This is a genomic window from Ruegeria sp. AB10, assembly GCF_056542745.1.
The window spans coordinates 56,092-71,361 of sequence record NZ_JBQGAI010000013.1; the positions used below are offsets into that span (position 1 = coordinate 56,092).

Consider the following 15,270-nt stretch of genomic DNA (forward strand, 5'->3'; position numbering starts at 1 on the left):
GACCGTCCCGATCCGGAAAGGCCCATGACGACACCCGTTCTTTCGCTCCAAAATGCCGCTTTGTCGCTAGATGGCAATGCCGGCCGGGTGAATATCCTGCATGACATCACCCTGACCGTCGCCCAAGGCGAAACGCTGGGGCTGGTGGGGCCGTCGGGGTCCGGCAAATCTTCGCTGCTGATGCTGATGGGCGGGCTGGAGCAAGCCACAGGGGGCGTGATCACCGCCCTTGGCCACGATCTGACCGGAATGGATGAGGACGCTTTGGCCCGGTTCAGGCGCGATGCGATGGGGGTGGTGTTTCAGAACTTTCACCTGATCCCGACCATGACGGCGCTTGAGAATGTGGCCACACCGCTGGAGCTGGCCGGGCACAAGGATGCGTTTGCCCGTGCCGAGGCGGAACTGGACGCGGTGGGTCTGTCGCATCGCCGCGACCACTACCCGGCGCAATTATCGGGGGGTGAGCAGCAACGGGTTGCCTTGGCGCGCGCCTCCGCCCCGCGCCCTCAGATCCTGTTGGCGGACGAGCCGACCGGCAATCTGGACGAAACCACGGGCGCTGCCATTGTCGACCTGTTGTTCGGATTACGGGACAGGCATGGTGCCACTCTGGTTCTGGTCACCCATAGCCACAGCCTGGCGCGCAAATGCGACCGGGTCGTCCGGTTGCGGGATGGCACCATCGCAGAAGACACGCAACAAGAGGCTGCGGAATGAGCCTGCGCCTTGCCGGTCGCCTGGCGCGCCGGGAGTTGCGCGGCGGTGTACGCGGTTTTCGCGTGTTTCTGGCCTGTCTGGCGCTAGGAGTTGCTGCCATTGCCGCCATCGGCTCTGTCCGGTCCGCGATCCAGGCCGGGTTGACGCAGGAAGGCGCGGCACTGCTGGGCGGGGACGCGCAGCTGGAATTCACCTACCGCTTCGCCAGCGACGACGAGCGCACATGGATGCGACAGGCCGCGACGGATGTGTCCGAAGTGGTTGACTTCCGCTCAATGGCCGTTGTGCGGCAGGGGGGCGAAACCCAGCGCGCCCTGACACAGGTAAAGGCCGTGGATGCGGCCTATCCGCTGCTTGGAACGCCAAAGCTGGAACCCGACCAACTGCTCTCGGTCGCGCTGGACGGCCAGCAGGACCTGCCCGGAGCGGTGATGGACCCGGTGCTGATGGACCGGCTCGGCCTGTCCGTCGGAGATCGTTTTGCGCTTGGAACGCAGGAGTTCGTGCTGACGGCCGCCTTGATCCACGAACCGGACAGCGCCGCGGACGGCTTCGGGCTGGGGCCGCGCACTCTGGTCCGGACCGAGGATCTGCAGGCATCCGGCCTGTTGGCGCCGGGGACCTTGTTTTCCACCAAATACCGGTTGAACCTGCCGCCCGAGACCAATCTCGGAACCCTGTCTTCCGAAGCCAGGCAAAGCTTCGGCGGCACCGGAATGCGCTGGACCGATGCCCGTAACGGGGCCCCGGGGATTGCCGAGTTTGTCGCGCGCCTGAGTGCGTTTCTGGTTCTGGTCGGCCTGTCCGGTCTGGCTGTCGGAGGCGTCGGCGTGTCAGCCGCTGTTCGCGCCTATCTGGCGCAAAAGACCAAAACCATCGCCACGCTGCGGACGCTGGGCGCGGATCGCGCGACGATCTTTCAAACCTACCTGATCCAGATCGGGGTCCTGACAGGGATCGGCATCGCGTTGGGGATTGCTCTGGGTGCGGTTTTGCCCCTGTTGCTGGCCCCGCTGATCGAGGCCCGCCTGCCCGTCCCTGCGGTTTTCACGCTTTACCCCCGCCCACTGGCCGAGGCCGCGCTGTACGGCGCCCTGACCGCGTACCTGTTCACACTCTGGCCCCTCGCCCGAACCGAAGACGTCCGCGCCGCAACGCTGTTCCGCGACGCGCTGTCGTCGGCGCGCGCCTTGCCGCGCGCAGTATTCGTTGTGGCAACCGTTGTCGGGCTGGCTCTGCTGATCCTGTCGGCCGCGTGGTTCAGCGGTTCGACACGCCTGACGCTCTGGACCGCCGCCGGGCTGGTCGGCGCGCTGGTTCTGCTGTCCCTGTCCGCCCTTGCGATCCGCAAACTGGCCCGCATCAGCACAGCAGCCGCCCGTGGCCGCCCTGCCCTGCGATGGGCCTTGTCAGCAATTTCAGACCCGCGAGAAGGGGCCGCTCCGGTCGTGCTGTCGCTGGGATTGGGTCTTTCGGCCCTTGCTGCCGTTGGCCAGATCGACGGGACCCTACGCAATGCAATCTCGGGCAACCTGCCCGACGTGGCCCCGTCATACTTCTTTGTCGATATTCAAAAAGACCAAATGCCGGGCTTTACCGAACGGCTGAAAACCGACCCCGCCGTCAGCCGCATTGAAAGCGCTCCGATGCTGCGCGGGATCATCACCCGGATCAACGGGGAACCGGCGCGTGATGTGGCGGGCGATCATTGGGTTCTGGACGGGGATCGGGGCGTGACCTATTCCACCACTCCGCCCCAAAACACCCGCGTCACAGCAGGGACTTGGTGGCCCGAAGACTACGCAGGCGCGCCGCAAGTCAGTTTCGCCGCTGAAGAGGCCGAGGAGATGGGGCTGTCCCTGGGCGACAAACTGACCGTAAACATCCTGGGCCGCGACATCACCGCCGAAATCACCTCTCTGCGCGAGGTCGATTTTTCGACCGCAGGCATTGGCTTCATCATGTCGATGAATCCTTCGGCCCTTGCCGGAGCACCGCACAGCTTCATCGCCACCGTCTATGCCAAGGAACAGGCCGAAGCCGCCATCCTGCGCGATCTGGCGGGCCAGTTTCCCAATATTACCGCGATAAGGGTACGCGATGCGATTGACCGCGTCTCGGGCCTGCTGGCCGGGCTGGCGGCGGCGACTTCGTACGGGGCAGGAATATCCTTGCTGACCGGCTTTCTGGTTCTGATCGGAGCAGCCGCCGCTGGTGAAACCGCGCGCCGCTATGAATCAGCGATCCTCAAGACACTGGGCGCGGACCGTCGGCGGATATTACTCAGCTTTGCCCTGCGCTCGGTCCTGCTGGGCGCGGCGGCCGGGAGTGTTGCCCTGCTGACCGGTATTTTGGGCGGCTGGGCTGTCGCCACTTACATCTTCGACACCGGATTCTCGGTCATCTGGACCTCAGCGCTGAGCATCGTTCTGGCTGGCATCCTGGTGACGCTGGGCGCGGGCCTTGCCTTTGCCCTGCGCCCTCTGGCCGTACGTCCGGCCCGCATCCTGCGGGCCACTGACTGATCTCAGCGCACGCAGGCGACCGGTTGCAGGATTTGCAGCAACTGGTCGTTGTCACACACAAGCGCATCCAACGTGATTTCGTCCAGCGAGGCATAAAACACCTCGGCTGCGTCCTGCAGGGCCAGCCGCAGCCGGCAGGCATCCGTCAGGGGGCAGGTATTGTCGGCATCGGCGAAACATTCGGCAATCGGCAGGCTGCCTTCGACATGGCGGAATACCGAGCCGATACGAATCTGATCCGCCGGGCGCGCCAGTGCCATGCCGCCATTGCGGCCGCGTTGCGTGCTCAGGTAGTTCAGCTGGCTCAGCTGGTTGATCACCTGCGCCAGATGGTTTTCCGAGATGTTGCATACATCGGCGATCTCGGCCTTTGTCACCAGCCGATCCTTATGCGCCGCGCAATACATCAGCAGGCGCACTGCGATATTTGTCCGTTTGGTAATCCTCATCGAGACCTCCCAAATTTCAAGATGCGATCTTATTGCATGTCCGGCAAAAAAGCGGTTTGACATACATCAATCGTTCAAAAAGGACCTGACGGCGCATGGCGGACCCTTATTTCTTTGGCTATGGCAGCTTGGTGAACCTTGCGACCCACGATTTTCCCGACCCCCATCCGGCGCGGCTGCAGGGGTGGCGACGCGCCTGGCGGCATACCGATCTGCGCCCGGTGGCCTTTCTGACCGCAATCCCGGACCCCGAGTCCCAGATCGAAGGGATGATCGCCCATGTTCCGAAAAACGACTGGGCGGCACTGGACGAAAGGGAATGGGCCTATGACCGGGTTCCGACGACCCACGCCGTCACACACCCCCTGACCCATGATGTTGAAATCGCTGTTTACGCAGTGCCGCAGGAACGCCACACCGAGCCCAGCAACCGCCATCCGCTGTTGCTCAGCTATATCGACGTGGTTGTGCAGGGGTATCTGCGCACCTTCGGCGAAGACGGGGCGGATCGGTTTTTTGCCACGACCGACGGGTGGGACGCGCCGATTCTGAACGACCGGGCAGAGCCGCGCTATCCCCGTCACCAGCAGTTGAAACCGACCGAGACCGAATTTGTTGATGACCGCCTGAACCGCTTGTCAGCGTCGATTGTGCGGAGCGCGTAGAAAAAGGCGGGGCCAATGGACCCCGCCTTTCGGAAATCTGTTCTGTTTCGGTTAGCCGCGGGCGCGGATTACCTGCAGCAGCGGCAGCAGGGCTGCCATTTCAGGCCCGCGCTCCATACCTGTCAGCGCTTTGCGCAGCGGCATGAACAGACCTTTGCCCTTGCGGCCGGTGGCCTCTTTCACGGCTTTGGTCCAAGCGCCCCAGGTATCACCATCGAACGGCCCTTCGGGTAGCAAAGCGACGGCCTCAGCGATGAAGTCGCGGTCTTCGTCTGCGATCAGAGGTTCGGCCCCGTCACGGCAAAGTTCCCACCAGCCTTTTAGATCACCCAGAGTCGTGATGTTCTCGCGCGCCATCGCCCAGAAGGGCTCGGCCAGCTCTGCCGGAACGCCGGCCTCGGCCACCGCATCAGCCACGTCCGCCAGCGGCAGCGCTTGCAGGTGCTTGGCGGTCAGCGGGAACAAGTCCTGCACGTCGAACTTGGTCGGCGCGGCGCCAAAGCGGCCGACATCGAAGCCGTCGATCAGGTCCGCCATGTCCGAGCGCAGTTCGACCGGATCGGACGAGCCCAGACGCGCCATCAGGCTCAGCAGGGCCATCGGCTGCACGCCTTGTTCGCGCAGGTCGCGCAGCGCCAGAGTACCCAGACGTTTCGACAGCGCCTCACCCTGCGGGCCGGTCAGCAATGAATGGTGCGCGAAACGCGGGCAGGTGCCGCCCAGCGCCTCGATGATCTGAATCTGCGTCGCGGTGTTGGTGACGTGGTCCGAGCCGCGCACCACATCGGTCACGCCCATCTCGGTGTCATCCACCACCGATGCAATCGTATAGAGAACCTGACCGTCGCCGCGGATCAGCACCGGATCAGACACCGAGGCCGCATCGATCGAGATGTCACCCAGAATGCCGTCATTCCACTCGATCCGCTCGTGATCCAGCTTGAAGCGCCAGACGCCGTTGCCACGCTCGGCGCGCAACGCTTCTTTCTCGGCGTCACTGAGGTTCAGCGCGGCGCGGTCATAGACCGGCGGCTTGCCCATGTTCAGCTGTTTCTTGCGCTTCAGGTCCAGCTCGGTGGGCGTCTCGAACGCCTCATAGAACCGCCCCATCCCGCGCAGCTTGTCAGCGGCCTCGGCATAGCGGTCCAGACGCTCGGACTGACGTTCAACGCGGTCCCAATGCAGACCCAGCCATTCCATATCCTGCTTGATGGCGTCGACATATTCTTCTTTCGACCGCTCGGGATCGGTGTCGTCGATGCGCAGAATGAACGTACCGCCAGCCTTGCGGGCGATCAGATAGTTCATCAGGGCGGTACGCAGATTGCCCACATGGATGTAACCGGTGGGCGACGGGGCAAAACGGGTGGTGGTCATGGAGTTCTCCTGTTGGCGCGGCTCATGTCACAGGATGGGCGTTTTGTCCAGCGGATGCAGGAAACGCGCCGGGCGGCGCGTGCCTTCGGCGAGAGTATTTGAGAAAAGATGAAGCGGATCAGGCAGGGTGAACCGGCCAATGCCGCTCAAGGTCCGCAAGCCCGGCGCGGATCAGTTCGGACAGGACGTCCGGATCAATATCGGCCAGCTTGTTCACATAGAGGCAGGACTTGCCCAGCTTGTGCTTGCCCAGCCGGGACAGAATATCCCCGAAATCCGCATAACCGGGCATGATATAGATCGACAGCGCCGCCTTGCGCGGGGAAAAACCGGTGGCCAGAAAATCGCCCTCGCGCCCGGATTTGTAGCGATAGTGATAGCGGCCATAACCAATGATCGACGGGCCCCACATGACCGGTTCGAACCCGGTTGTTTCGCGAAAGAGCGCATCCAGGACCTTCGCGTCCCCGGCCTTTGACGCCGGTTGAACGGCCGACAAAAAGCGGGCGACGCTTGCTTTGGTCGGGACGGTTTTGTTTTCTGATCGGGGCATGAACAAGAATTAACACGACATGTTCATCCATGCAGCCCACTTCATGGGGGTATAGTCTGGCAAGAGACTCGTGCCGACCTACCTCATCCACAGGTGTTCTGACAGGGAGAACCACAATGACCATCAAACTCACACGCCGCGCCGCATTGGGTTCTGCGGCTGCTTTGCCATTTGCTGCCGCCGCGACCCCGCTATTGGCTGCCGGAGCCGACGCCAAGGCAAACACGACCATCGCCAAGTCGTTCACGCTGGGCGATTTCACCGTCACCACGCTGCTGGATGGCAGCCTGCCCCGCGATGGCGCCAAAGAGATTTTCGGTGGCGGTGCCTCGGATGAGGATTTCGCCAAGGTGTCGGCCGACAACTTCATTTCGCCGGACGTGGCGCAGTTCTTCTTCACCCCTACGCTGGTCAATACCGGGTCCGAACTGGTGCTGTTCGACACTGGCCTTGGTAAAGGTGGCATTCAGGCTGCGCTGGCGGATGCGGGTGTCACCCCGGATCAGATCAACGTCGTTGTCGTCACCCACATGCACCCCGACCATATCGGTGGTATGACCACGAATGACGCGCCGACCTTCCCAAATGCACGTTATGTCACCGCATCACCCGAGTATGATTTCTGGGCGGCGCAGGAGGCCGGAAACCGGGTCGGTGATCTGGTGGCCGCCAAGGTGACACCGCTGGCCGAGAAGATGACCTTTATCGAAGACGGCGGCGCGGTGGCTTCGGGCATCACCGCTGTCGCCGCCTATGGGCACACGCCCGGCCATACGGTCTATCATCTGGAAAGCAACGGTCAGCGGCTGGTTCTGACCGCCGATCTGGCCAATCACTATGTCTGGTCCTTTGCCTACCCGGAATGGGAGGTGCGCTTTGACATGGACAAGGCCGCGGCCACCGCCTCACGCCGCGACGTGCTGGGGATGCTGGCCGCCGACAAGGTGCCGATGATCGGCTATCACATGCCTTTCCCGGCAGCAGGGTTCGTCGAAACCCGCGGTGACGGGTTCCGCTTTGTGCCAGTCAGCTATCAGATGATGCGTTAGGCCCTCAGTATCCGGGGTCCGGCCGCACCTTTGAGCCATCCGTGAACCGGGACAGGCGGAAGGCGGTCGGATCAACGCAGGGCGTGGTTCCGGCGACGAGATCGGCCACAAGGCGACCCGCCGCCGGACCGATGCCAAATCCATGACCCGAAAACCCGGTTGCGATGAACATGCCCGGCAGGTGATCGACCCCCGAGATCACCGGCACCGCATCCGGCGTGACGTCAATCATGCCTGCCCAACTTTGGACAAGCTCGGATTGTTCCAACACCGGGAAAGCGCGGCGCGCCGCAGCCCAGGCCTGTCGCAGCGCTTTGGGAGACGGTTCGGGGTCCAGCACGCGGCAATGTTCGAACGGGGTGACATCGGTGGGCAGCCAGGTCCGGTCCTGTTGCGCCTCAATGCTCCAACGCTTTGACAAACGAAACCGCAGCGATCGCCATTCCTGTGTAAATGCCGGCAGGAACTGCCGCGCCAGCCGGAAACTGTCAGGCACGATATCCACCGTGTTTTCATGCCCCGACGCGATGGAATAGCCCCCATCCATTCGTTTGCGCATGGCAAAACCATCGGACCAGAGCGCCGCTTCCGGCCCCTCGGCTGGTGAGGTCCTCAGGACCGTGTTCAGAACCTTGAGCTGCGGCAGCTCGATCCCCGCGTTCCCGGCAAACAGGCGCGACCAGGCGCCACCTGCCAGAACAACATAGTCGCAGGCCACGCGACCACGCTCGGTGAATACCCCTGTGATCCGGCCATCCCCGGTATCGACGCTGCGCACGGCGCAATTGGTCATCAGAACAGCGCCGCGATCGCGCGCTGCCTCGGCAATTGCAGGCGCGGCCAGTTGCGGTTCGGCCCGACCATCCTGCGGCATGAAAAGGGCGCAGTCATAGGAGGTCTGACTGCCAGGCAGCAGAGCCTTCAACTCGGCCCCGGCTACGATCCTTGCACCAGTCTGCAGCCCGTCCACATGCCGCAGCCACCGTTCCAGATTGCCACTGCCACGCTTGCCAGACGCGCCGAACAGAATGCCCGCGCGCGTATATCCAGTTTCCCTACCGATGCGCTGATCCAGCCCCTGCCAAAGGTGCAGCGACTCGACCATCAGCGGAATTTCCCGCGGATCGCGCATCCCCAGACGGACCCACCCCCAGTTGCGAGAGCTTTGCTCGCCCGCGATCTGACCCTTTTCGCACAGCAGCACCGAGGCACCGCGTTCGGCCAGTTCCAACGCGGTCGAGGCACCGATAATGCCGCCGCCAATGACAACGACATCCACGGTTTTGGGTAAGTGCAGATCGGGTTCAACGGGGGTTGTTTTGGGGCCGGGCATCAACCGCTCTTACTTCATGGCTCTGGCCGCTATGAAGGCGTGGAGCGGGCGCTCAGGCAACACGCCTTCTGCCGCAGGGCCGATGTTTTTTGACAGCTGTGGCGCACACGCCAACAGGCGCGGGAAAACCCGCGCCGACCTGATTGAAATCACCTGAAATTTACGCTGCGCCGCTCAGTTCGGCCCATTTCTGACGCAGGGTCGCGGCAAGGCCTGAATCGCGGGGCTGAACCTCTTCGTCCATTTCCGCCTGTTGGGGCAGGACCGGAAAGATCGCCTGGGGTTTTGCCAGCTCTGCAGCGGGCTCGGGGTCTTCGATTTCTTCTTCACGAAGAAGATCAGCAATTGCCGAATCCAGCTTGGCCTCATCCAGAACCCGGGCTTCGGATTCCATCGACTTGTACCTTAAAGGCGGGTGAAGCGGCTTGTCATATCCCTCATACATAATAGCACCAACTCGTTAACTCAGACATCCAACATAAGGTGCGCCACAGTTCCACACATTGAATTGAGGTCACACCGCCCCATGTGGGGCTTTAATTAAGCTAAAATGTGGCAAAAAAATGTCTCAATTTCAAGCAGTCAGTTCCCTGAAAGCCTGGAAAATTAAGATGTTATCCACCGTTTGGAAACAATGTCTGGATCACTGAGTGTAATGGGTCTAATTTCGAAACCCCATCATTGACCCACTTGCACGATTCCCGTTCGTTTCAGCCGCGATCCCGCCAGCGGTTCACAATCGGATAACGGCGATCCAGCCAGAATGCCCGGCTGGTCAGACGTGTTCCGGGGGCGGACTGAAAGCGCTTGTATTCGCTGATGTAAATCAGATGCTCGACCCGCCGCGCCTCGGTCTCGTCGAAACCGGCGGCAACGCAATCGGCGATCGAGCCCTCCTGATCGACCAGAATATCCAGAATCGCGTCCAGAACCGGGTAATCGGGCAGGCTGTCGCTGTCCTTTTGGTCTTCGCGCAATTCGGCGCTGGGGGGTTTGTCGATGACCGAGGGGCGGATCACCTCGCCCACCGGGCCCATCATCCAGTCGCGGTGATTGGCGTTGCGCCAGCGGCAGGTCTCGAACACGCGGGTCTTGTACAGGTCCTTGATCGGGTTGTAGCCGCCGTTCATGTCGCCATAGATCGTGGCATAGCCCACCGCGACTTCGGATTTGTTACCGGTGGTCAGCAACATCTCGCCGAACTTGTTCGAGATCGCCATCAGCAGCAAACCGCGCAGGCGGGACTGGATGTTTTCTTCGGTCAGATCCTCATCGCGACCGGCAAAGAGCGGGGCCAGAGTCTCGGTCACCGCTGCCCGGCTGTCCGAAATCGGCACATAGTCGTAGTGCACGCCCAGCGCCTTGGCGACAGCCTCGGCATCGTCCAACGAGCTTTGGCTGGTATATTCCGAAGGAAGCATCACGCAACGCACATTCTCGGCCCCGACAGCATCCACGGCGATTGTGGCAACCAGGGCGGAATCAACCCCGCCAGACAGGCCCAGCAGAACCTTTTTGAACCCGGTCTTGCCCAAATAGTCGCGCAGGGACTGCACCATCGCGCGATAGTCCTGTTCCCATTCATCCGGTTGCGGCACGATCTCGCCCGGCACGATGCGCCAGCCGTCATCGCCACGCTCAAGGTCGACATGGGAAACAAGCTCATCAAAAACCGGCATCCGGAACGCCAGCTCTCCGCCCGGGTTCAGGCCGAAAGTGGCCCCGTCGAACACCTGATCGTCCTGCCCGCCCACCATGTTCAGGTAGATCACCGGCAGGCCGGTTTCGACCACGCGGGCAACCATGTGGTTCAGTCGGATGTCGTATTTGTTACGGAAATAGGGCGAGCCGTTGGGGATCAGCAGGAACTCGGCCCCGGTTTCCTCGAGCGTTTCCGCCACGTCCCCATGCCAGCCATCTTCGCAGATCGGGCTGCCGATGCGCGTGTTGCCAACCGCATAAGGCCCGCCCAACGGGCCAGCATCGTACAGGCGCACTTCGTCGAACACAGTCTCATTGGGCAGGTGATGTTTCAGCACTTTGCTGCCGATCCGCCCCCCCTTGAGGATCAGGTAGGCGTTATACAGGCTGCCACCTTCGACCCAGGGGCCACCAATCGCCACCGCTGGGCCGTCGGCGCATTTCGCGGCCAGCTCTTCGACCGCAGCCATCGCTGCCCGGTGAAAGGCGGGCTTCATCACCAGATCCTGCGTATTGTAGCCGGTGATGAACATCTCGGGGAACGCCACCAGATCGGCCCCGGCCTCGCGCGCCTGTTCCCACGCGGTTAACGCCTTGGCGGCATTGCCTTCGATATCCCCCACGGTGGGGTTGAGTTGCGCCAGAGTGATGCGGAAACGGTCGGCCATGCTGCCCTCTTGCCCTCGTCGGTCTTACTGCCATTTAGCAGATCATTGCGCGAGTGAAAGGCAAATGCGGCAAAACCCGTTGCTCTGCCCCCGCGCGTGCCGTAGTTTTGCGAAAAAGGATGAAAACCGGACAGGCAGGACCGATCATGAACGCTTTCCGCATTTCCATTGCCGCATCCGCGCTGGCCCTGATCGCCGCGGGCGCCACCGCTCAGAACGGTCAGGTGATCACCAAGGATGACGAGGTCGGGGGCGTCTACGAAGGCACCTTTGAAAAAGGCCTGCGTCATGGCACCGGCACCTACCGCCTGCCCAACGGGTTCGAATATAGCGGCGAATGGGTCGAGGGCGAGATCCAGGGCACGGGCGTCGCCCGCTATGTCAATGGCTCGGTCTATGAAGGGATGTTCGCCAAGGGTCAGCCCGAGGGGCGCGGCAAGATCGTTTATGCCGATGGCGGCAGTTACGATGGCGAATGGTCCAACGGGTCGATCAACGGCACCGGCGTTGCGATCTATGCCAATGGCGCGCGCTATGAAGGAGGCTTCCAGAACGCGCGGTATCACGGTACGGGCGTGATGACCGACCCCAGCGGCTATAGCTTTGATGGCGAGTGGGTGGACGGCGTCAAACAGGGCAAGGGCAAGATCACCTATGCCGAAGGCGGTGTCTATGAAGGCGACGTCAAGGACGGCCAGCGCCACGGTCAGGGCAGCCTGACCCTGCCCGACGGGATGACCTATACCGGAGATTGGGCCGAGGATCGCATCACCGGGACCGGGCGGCTGTCTTATGTCAACGGGGACGTCTACGAGGGCGAGGTGGTTGACGGGCGGCGTCAGGGCAAGGGCAAGGTGGTCTATGCCAATGGCGATGTCTACGAAGGCGACTATGCCGACGATCTGCGTCATGGCCAGGGGACCTATACCGGAACCGACGGGTATGTTTACACCGGCCAATGGACCACTGGGCTGATCGAGGGGCTGGGCGAAGTGACCTATCCCGACGGCTCGATTTACGTTGGTGATTTCAAGGCCGATCTGGCCGAGGGCAAAGGCCGCATCACCTATGCGGACGGTTCGACCTATGATGGTGACTGGATCGCCGGCGTGATTGAGGGTCAGGGCGTTTCGACCTATCCCAATGGCACGGTCTACAAGGGCCAGTTCAAAAATGCCAAGCCGCATGGCAAAGGCATTCTGACCTCTGCCGACGGGTCCAGCTATGACGGAGATTGGGTGGACGGTCTGCGTCAAGGCAACGGGCTGTCCACCTACCCCGACGGCACCACCTATTCCGGCGATTTCGACGCGGGCCGACGCCACGGTCAGGGTGAGATCGTGATGGCCAACGGCTTCAGCTATTCCGGCGCGTGGACCGAAGGCAAGATCACCGGCGACGGCGTCGCGACCTATCCAAGCGGCGATGTCTACGAAGGCAGCTTTGTAGACGCCAAGCGCCATGGCCAGGGCACCGTACGCTACGCCAATGGTGAAACGGCAACCGGCGTTTGGGACAACGGTGAGCTGGCAACGGCGACCGATGCTGCCCCCGAAGCGGCGCCTGAAACACCCCCGTCAGACTCAGACAGCACGGACGGCTGAAGCCAAATCCGCTACCACGGCACCGGCTTTCCCGCCCAGTCAAAGAACCCTCCGGTATCGGTCGGGGTCAGATGCGCCATAACGCCCAGCAGATTCGCAGCGGCCTCATCCGCAGTAACGGCAGGATGCCGCCCGAGATATTTCCGGGTGAATTCGGTTTTCACCGTCCCGGGATGCAGGGCGACACAGATCGCCTGTTTGTGGGTGCGGGCCAGTTCGATGGCGGCCGTGTGCACGATCTGATTCACCGCTGCTTTTGCCGCCCGATAGCTGATCCACCCACCCAGGCGATTGTCCCCGATCGAGCCCACACGCGCCGACAGCACAGCGAATACTGCGCGCCGCTCGCGGGGCAACAGACGCGCCGCGTGACCCAGAATCAGCGCCGGCCCCACGGCGTTCAGCGCGAACTGATCCATCATCGCCTGCGCAGATGCGGCCCGGATGGTCTTTTCCGGCGCCGCGCCGTTGATCTCTAACGCGCCAGACGCAACAAGGATCAAGTCGAACGACCCGCCGATAGCATCCAGCGCGCGGTGCACGCCGTCAGGATCGGTCAGGTCAAACCCGTCGGCTGAACGTGACAGACCAGTCACCGCTACCTCCTGCCCACCCAAGCGCTGACACACCGCCTGTCCGATGCCCCCCGATGCGCCAATGATCAGTGCTTTTTTCATGGTAAACCACCTAGCCGCACGCCGGGCCGGATCAATACGCGCGGAAAAGAAACCGCTCATCTGAAGCTACGCCGCAAATTGGTCTTTTCATTCCGGGGCGGCTCTGTATAACCTCAATCCCATGATCAACCGCGCAGATATCCTTGTTGCTGACACCGCCCTTCGCGGTGCATCTCTGCGTGGCCTACTGATCCTAATCCGCCTCTGAGCGTGCCATCCGGCGCGCCCGCTCAGAGGAGGACGCCCGCGCGCCATAGGCTTTAGGACAGAAGAAGAAAGAGAATCCCATGACCAACGTGACCGACCAAGACCGCGTCTTGATCTTCGATACCACTTTGCGCGACGGCGAGCAGAGCCCCGGCGCAACCATGACCCATGACGAAAAGCTCGAAATCGCCGAGCTGCTGGACGATATGGGCGTCGACATCATCGAAGCCGGTTTCCCCATCGCATCCGAAGGTGACTTCAAGGCGGTTTCCGAAATCGCGCAGCGGTCGAAAAATAGCCGCATCTGCGGTCTGGCCCGCGCCAACTTTGCCGATATCGACCGGTGTTGGGAGGCGGTGAAACATGCCGGGAAGAACCGTATCCATACCTTCATCGGCACCTCTCCGCTGCACCGCGCCATTCCGAACCTGACGCAGGACGAGATGGCCGAGAAGATCCACAAAACGGTCAGCCACGCCCGCAACCTTTGTGAAAACGTACAGTGGTCGCCGATGGATGCGACCCGGACGGAATGGGATTACCTTTGCCGCGTGATCGAGATTGCGATCAAGGCCGGGGCGACCACGATCAACATTCCGGATACCGTCGGCTATACAGCGCCGCTGGAATCGGCGGATTTGATCAAGCGTCTGATCGAGACGGTACCCGGCGCGGATGAAGTGGTCTTTGCCACCCATTGTCACAACGACCTTGGCATGGCGACCGCGAACTCGCTGGCTGCTGTGGCGGGCGGTGCGCGCCAGATCGAATGCACGATCAACGGTCTGGGTGAACGCGCGGGCAACACTGCGTTGGAAGAGGTCGTCATGGCGCTGCGCACCCGCAACGACATCATGCCCTGGACCACGGGTATCGATACCACCAAGATCATGCATATCTCGCGCCGGGTGGCGACGGTGTCGGGCTTCAACGTGCAATTCAACAAGGCCATCGTCGGCAAGAACGCCTTTGCCCATGAAAGCGGTATCCACCAGGACGGGATGCTGAAGAACCGAGAGAACTTCGAGATCATGCGTCCCGAAGATATCGGGCTGTCGGGGACATCCTTGCCGTTGGGCAAACACTCGGGCCGCGCGGCGTTGCGCGATAAGCTCGAGACGTTGGGCTATGAGGTCGGGGACAACCAGCTCAAGGATATCTTCGTTCGCTTCAAGGATCTGGCCGACCGCAAGAAAGAGGTGTTCGACGACGACCTCATCGCGTTGATGACGTTGGATGATGATGAGGGCAACGACCACCTGCAACTGGTGTCGATGAAGGTCACCTGCGGCACCGGCGGTCAGGCGGAATCGACAGTGGAACTGGAAGTGGACGGCCAGGACAGGATCGCAACGGAACATGGCGACGGCCCGGTGGATGCCACCTTCAAGGCGATCCGCGCGATCCATCCGAACACCGCCCGCCTGCAGCTTTATCAGGTGCACGCAGTGACCGAAGGCACCGATGCACAGGCCACGGTTTCGGTGCGCTTGGAAGAGGATGGCATGATCGCCACCGGTCAATCCGCCAACACCGATACGGTGGTGGCCTCGGCCAAGGCTTACATCCACGCCTTGAACCGCCTGATCGTCCGCCGCGAGAAAACCGGCCCCGGCGCGGATGCACGCGAGATCAGCTACAAAGATCTGACGTAGACGACAGGCAGGGGCTCCCGCACCCGCGGCGGCCCGGCTTCGCCGACCCTTCTTGGGTTTTGGGCCCGGCAGCGCGCCACAGGCGCG

General features: G+C 62.1%; 13 protein-coding genes. 6 read left to right on the forward strand and 7 right to left on the reverse strand.

Annotation, left to right across the window (positions count from 1 at the left end; translation table 11 throughout):
* Positions 1-24: 24 nt before the first annotated feature.
* Both ACR0NT_RS17895 and ACR0NT_RS17900 read left to right on the forward strand, forming a co-directional pair.
* Entirely contained in the window at positions 25-720 is a 696-nt protein-coding gene (locus ACR0NT_RS17895; RefSeq protein WP_170445983.1) for an ATP-binding cassette domain-containing protein, read from the forward strand.
* Positions 717-3,245 carry an FtsX-like permease family protein gene (locus tag ACR0NT_RS17900; protein ID WP_170673433.1) on the forward strand — a complete coding sequence of 843 codons (2,529 nt, stop codon included), beginning with the start codon at positions 717-719 and terminating at the stop codon, positions 3,243-3,245. Before ACR0NT_RS17895 ends, ACR0NT_RS17900 begins: the two co-directional genes overlap by 4 nt.
* A 2-nt stretch (positions 3,246-3,247) precedes the next feature.
* Here ACR0NT_RS17900 and ACR0NT_RS17905 read toward each other — a convergent pair whose 3' ends face one another.
* Positions 3,248-3,694 carry an Rrf2 family transcriptional regulator gene (locus ACR0NT_RS17905; protein ID WP_170673436.1) on the reverse strand — a complete coding sequence of 149 codons (447 nt, stop codon included), beginning with the start codon at positions 3,692-3,694 and terminating at the stop codon, positions 3,248-3,250.
* A 95-nt stretch (positions 3,695-3,789) separates the two neighbouring features.
* Here ACR0NT_RS17905 and ACR0NT_RS17910 point away from each other — a divergent pair, with 95 nt between their 5' ends.
* The gene (locus ACR0NT_RS17910) at positions 3,790-4,359 is read left to right on the forward strand and encodes a gamma-glutamylcyclotransferase family protein (protein WP_170673439.1); all 570 of its coding nucleotides are present in this window, start codon (positions 3,790-3,792) and stop codon (positions 4,357-4,359) included.
* A gap of 51 nt (positions 4,360-4,410) precedes the next feature.
* Here the strand turns inward: ACR0NT_RS17910 and gltX are convergent, their stop codons facing one another.
* Positions 4,411-5,736 carry a glutamate--tRNA ligase gene (gene gltX, locus ACR0NT_RS17915; protein ID WP_170673442.1) on the reverse strand — a complete coding sequence of 442 codons (1,326 nt, stop codon included), beginning with the start codon at positions 5,734-5,736 and terminating at the stop codon, positions 4,411-4,413.
* Positions 5,737-5,854: 118 nt separating this feature from the next.
* Positions 5,855-6,289, reverse strand: a complete 435-nt coding sequence (locus tag ACR0NT_RS17920; RefSeq protein WP_170445998.1) for a DUF1801 domain-containing protein — start codon at positions 6,287-6,289, stop codon at positions 5,855-5,857.
* A 116-nt stretch (positions 6,290-6,405) separates the two neighbouring features.
* On the opposite strand from ACR0NT_RS17920, the gene ACR0NT_RS17925 reads away from it, so the two are divergent.
* Entirely contained in the window at positions 6,406-7,338 is a 933-nt protein-coding gene (locus ACR0NT_RS17925; protein ID WP_170446001.1) for an MBL fold metallo-hydrolase, read from the forward strand.
* Positions 7,339-7,342: 4 nt separating this feature from the next.
* Here the strand turns inward: ACR0NT_RS17925 and ACR0NT_RS17930 are convergent, their stop codons facing one another.
* The 3 genes from ACR0NT_RS17930 to ACR0NT_RS17940 all read right to left on the reverse strand — a co-directional run bounded on the left by ACR0NT_RS17930 (position 7,343) and on the right by ACR0NT_RS17940 (position 11,040).
* The gene (locus ACR0NT_RS17930; RefSeq protein ID WP_170673445.1) at positions 7,343-8,671 is read right to left on the reverse strand and encodes an NAD(P)/FAD-dependent oxidoreductase; all 1,329 of its coding nucleotides are present in this window, start codon (positions 8,669-8,671) and stop codon (positions 7,343-7,345) included.
* Between the two features lie 160 nt (positions 8,672-8,831).
* The gene (locus ACR0NT_RS17935; RefSeq protein ID WP_170673447.1) at positions 8,832-9,065 is read right to left on the reverse strand and encodes a hypothetical protein; all 234 of its coding nucleotides are present in this window, start codon (positions 9,063-9,065) and stop codon (positions 8,832-8,834) included.
* A 316-nt stretch (positions 9,066-9,381) separates the two neighbouring features.
* Positions 9,382-11,040, reverse strand: coding sequence for an NAD+ synthase (locus ACR0NT_RS17940; protein ID WP_170673450.1), 1,659 nt, complete (start codon positions 11,038-11,040; stop codon positions 9,382-9,384).
* A gap of 146 nt (positions 11,041-11,186) precedes the next feature.
* Here ACR0NT_RS17940 and ACR0NT_RS17945 point away from each other — a divergent pair, with 146 nt between their 5' ends.
* Positions 11,187-12,644 (forward strand): MORN repeat-containing protein, encoded by a 1,458-nt coding sequence (locus ACR0NT_RS17945; RefSeq protein WP_170446013.1) that lies wholly within the window; start codon positions 11,187-11,189, stop codon positions 12,642-12,644.
* A gap of 11 nt (positions 12,645-12,655) precedes the next feature.
* Here the strand turns inward: ACR0NT_RS17945 and ACR0NT_RS17950 are convergent, their stop codons facing one another.
* The gene (locus ACR0NT_RS17950) at positions 12,656-13,321 is read right to left on the reverse strand and encodes an SDR family NAD(P)-dependent oxidoreductase (RefSeq protein ID WP_170446016.1); all 666 of its coding nucleotides are present in this window, start codon (positions 13,319-13,321) and stop codon (positions 12,656-12,658) included.
* Positions 13,322-13,608: 287 nt separating this feature from the next.
* Between ACR0NT_RS17950 and ACR0NT_RS17955 the strand changes: the two genes are divergently transcribed.
* Positions 13,609-15,183, forward strand: coding sequence for a 2-isopropylmalate synthase (locus ACR0NT_RS17955; RefSeq protein ID WP_170446018.1), 1,575 nt, complete (start codon positions 13,609-13,611; stop codon positions 15,181-15,183).
* Positions 15,184-15,270: the final 87 nt, after the last annotated feature.

Bases quoted from the DNA above. Each gene is read 5' to 3' on its own strand.
- ACR0NT_RS17910 (WP_170673439.1), top strand. From the start codon at position 3,790: ATGGCGGACCCTTATTTCTTTGGCTATGGCAGCTTGGTGAACCTTGCG.
- ACR0NT_RS17950 (WP_170446016.1), bottom strand. From the start codon at position 13,321: ATGAAAAAAGCACTGATCATTGGCGCATCGGGGGGCATCGGACAGGCG.
- ACR0NT_RS17925 (WP_170446001.1), top strand. From the start codon at position 6,406: ATGACCATCAAACTCACACGCCGCGCCGCATTGGGTTCTGCGGCTGCT.
- ACR0NT_RS17935 (WP_170673447.1), bottom strand. From the start codon at position 9,065: ATGGAATCCGAAGCCCGGGTTCTGGATGAGGCCAAGCTGGATTCGGCA.
- gltX (WP_170673442.1), bottom strand. From the start codon at position 5,736: ATGACCACCACCCGTTTTGCCCCGTCGCCCACCGGTTACATCCATGTG.
- ACR0NT_RS17905 (WP_170673436.1), bottom strand. From the start codon at position 3,694: ATGAGGATTACCAAACGGACAAATATCGCAGTGCGCCTGCTGATGTAT.
- ACR0NT_RS17920 (WP_170445998.1), bottom strand. From the start codon at position 6,289: ATGCCCCGATCAGAAAACAAAACCGTCCCGACCAAAGCAAGCGTCGCC.
- ACR0NT_RS17930 (WP_170673445.1), bottom strand. From the start codon at position 8,671: ATGCCCGGCCCCAAAACAACCCCCGTTGAACCCGATCTGCACTTACCC.
- ACR0NT_RS17895 (WP_170445983.1), top strand. From the start codon at position 25: ATGACGACACCCGTTCTTTCGCTCCAAAATGCCGCTTTGTCGCTAGAT.
- ACR0NT_RS17945 (WP_170446013.1), top strand. From the start codon at position 11,187: ATGAACGCTTTCCGCATTTCCATTGCCGCATCCGCGCTGGCCCTGATC.
- ACR0NT_RS17940 (WP_170673450.1), bottom strand. From the start codon at position 11,040: ATGGCCGACCGTTTCCGCATCACTCTGGCGCAACTCAACCCCACCGTG.
- ACR0NT_RS17900 (WP_170673433.1), top strand. From the start codon at position 717: ATGAGCCTGCGCCTTGCCGGTCGCCTGGCGCGCCGGGAGTTGCGCGGC.
- ACR0NT_RS17955 (WP_170446018.1), top strand. From the start codon at position 13,609: ATGACCAACGTGACCGACCAAGACCGCGTCTTGATCTTCGATACCACT.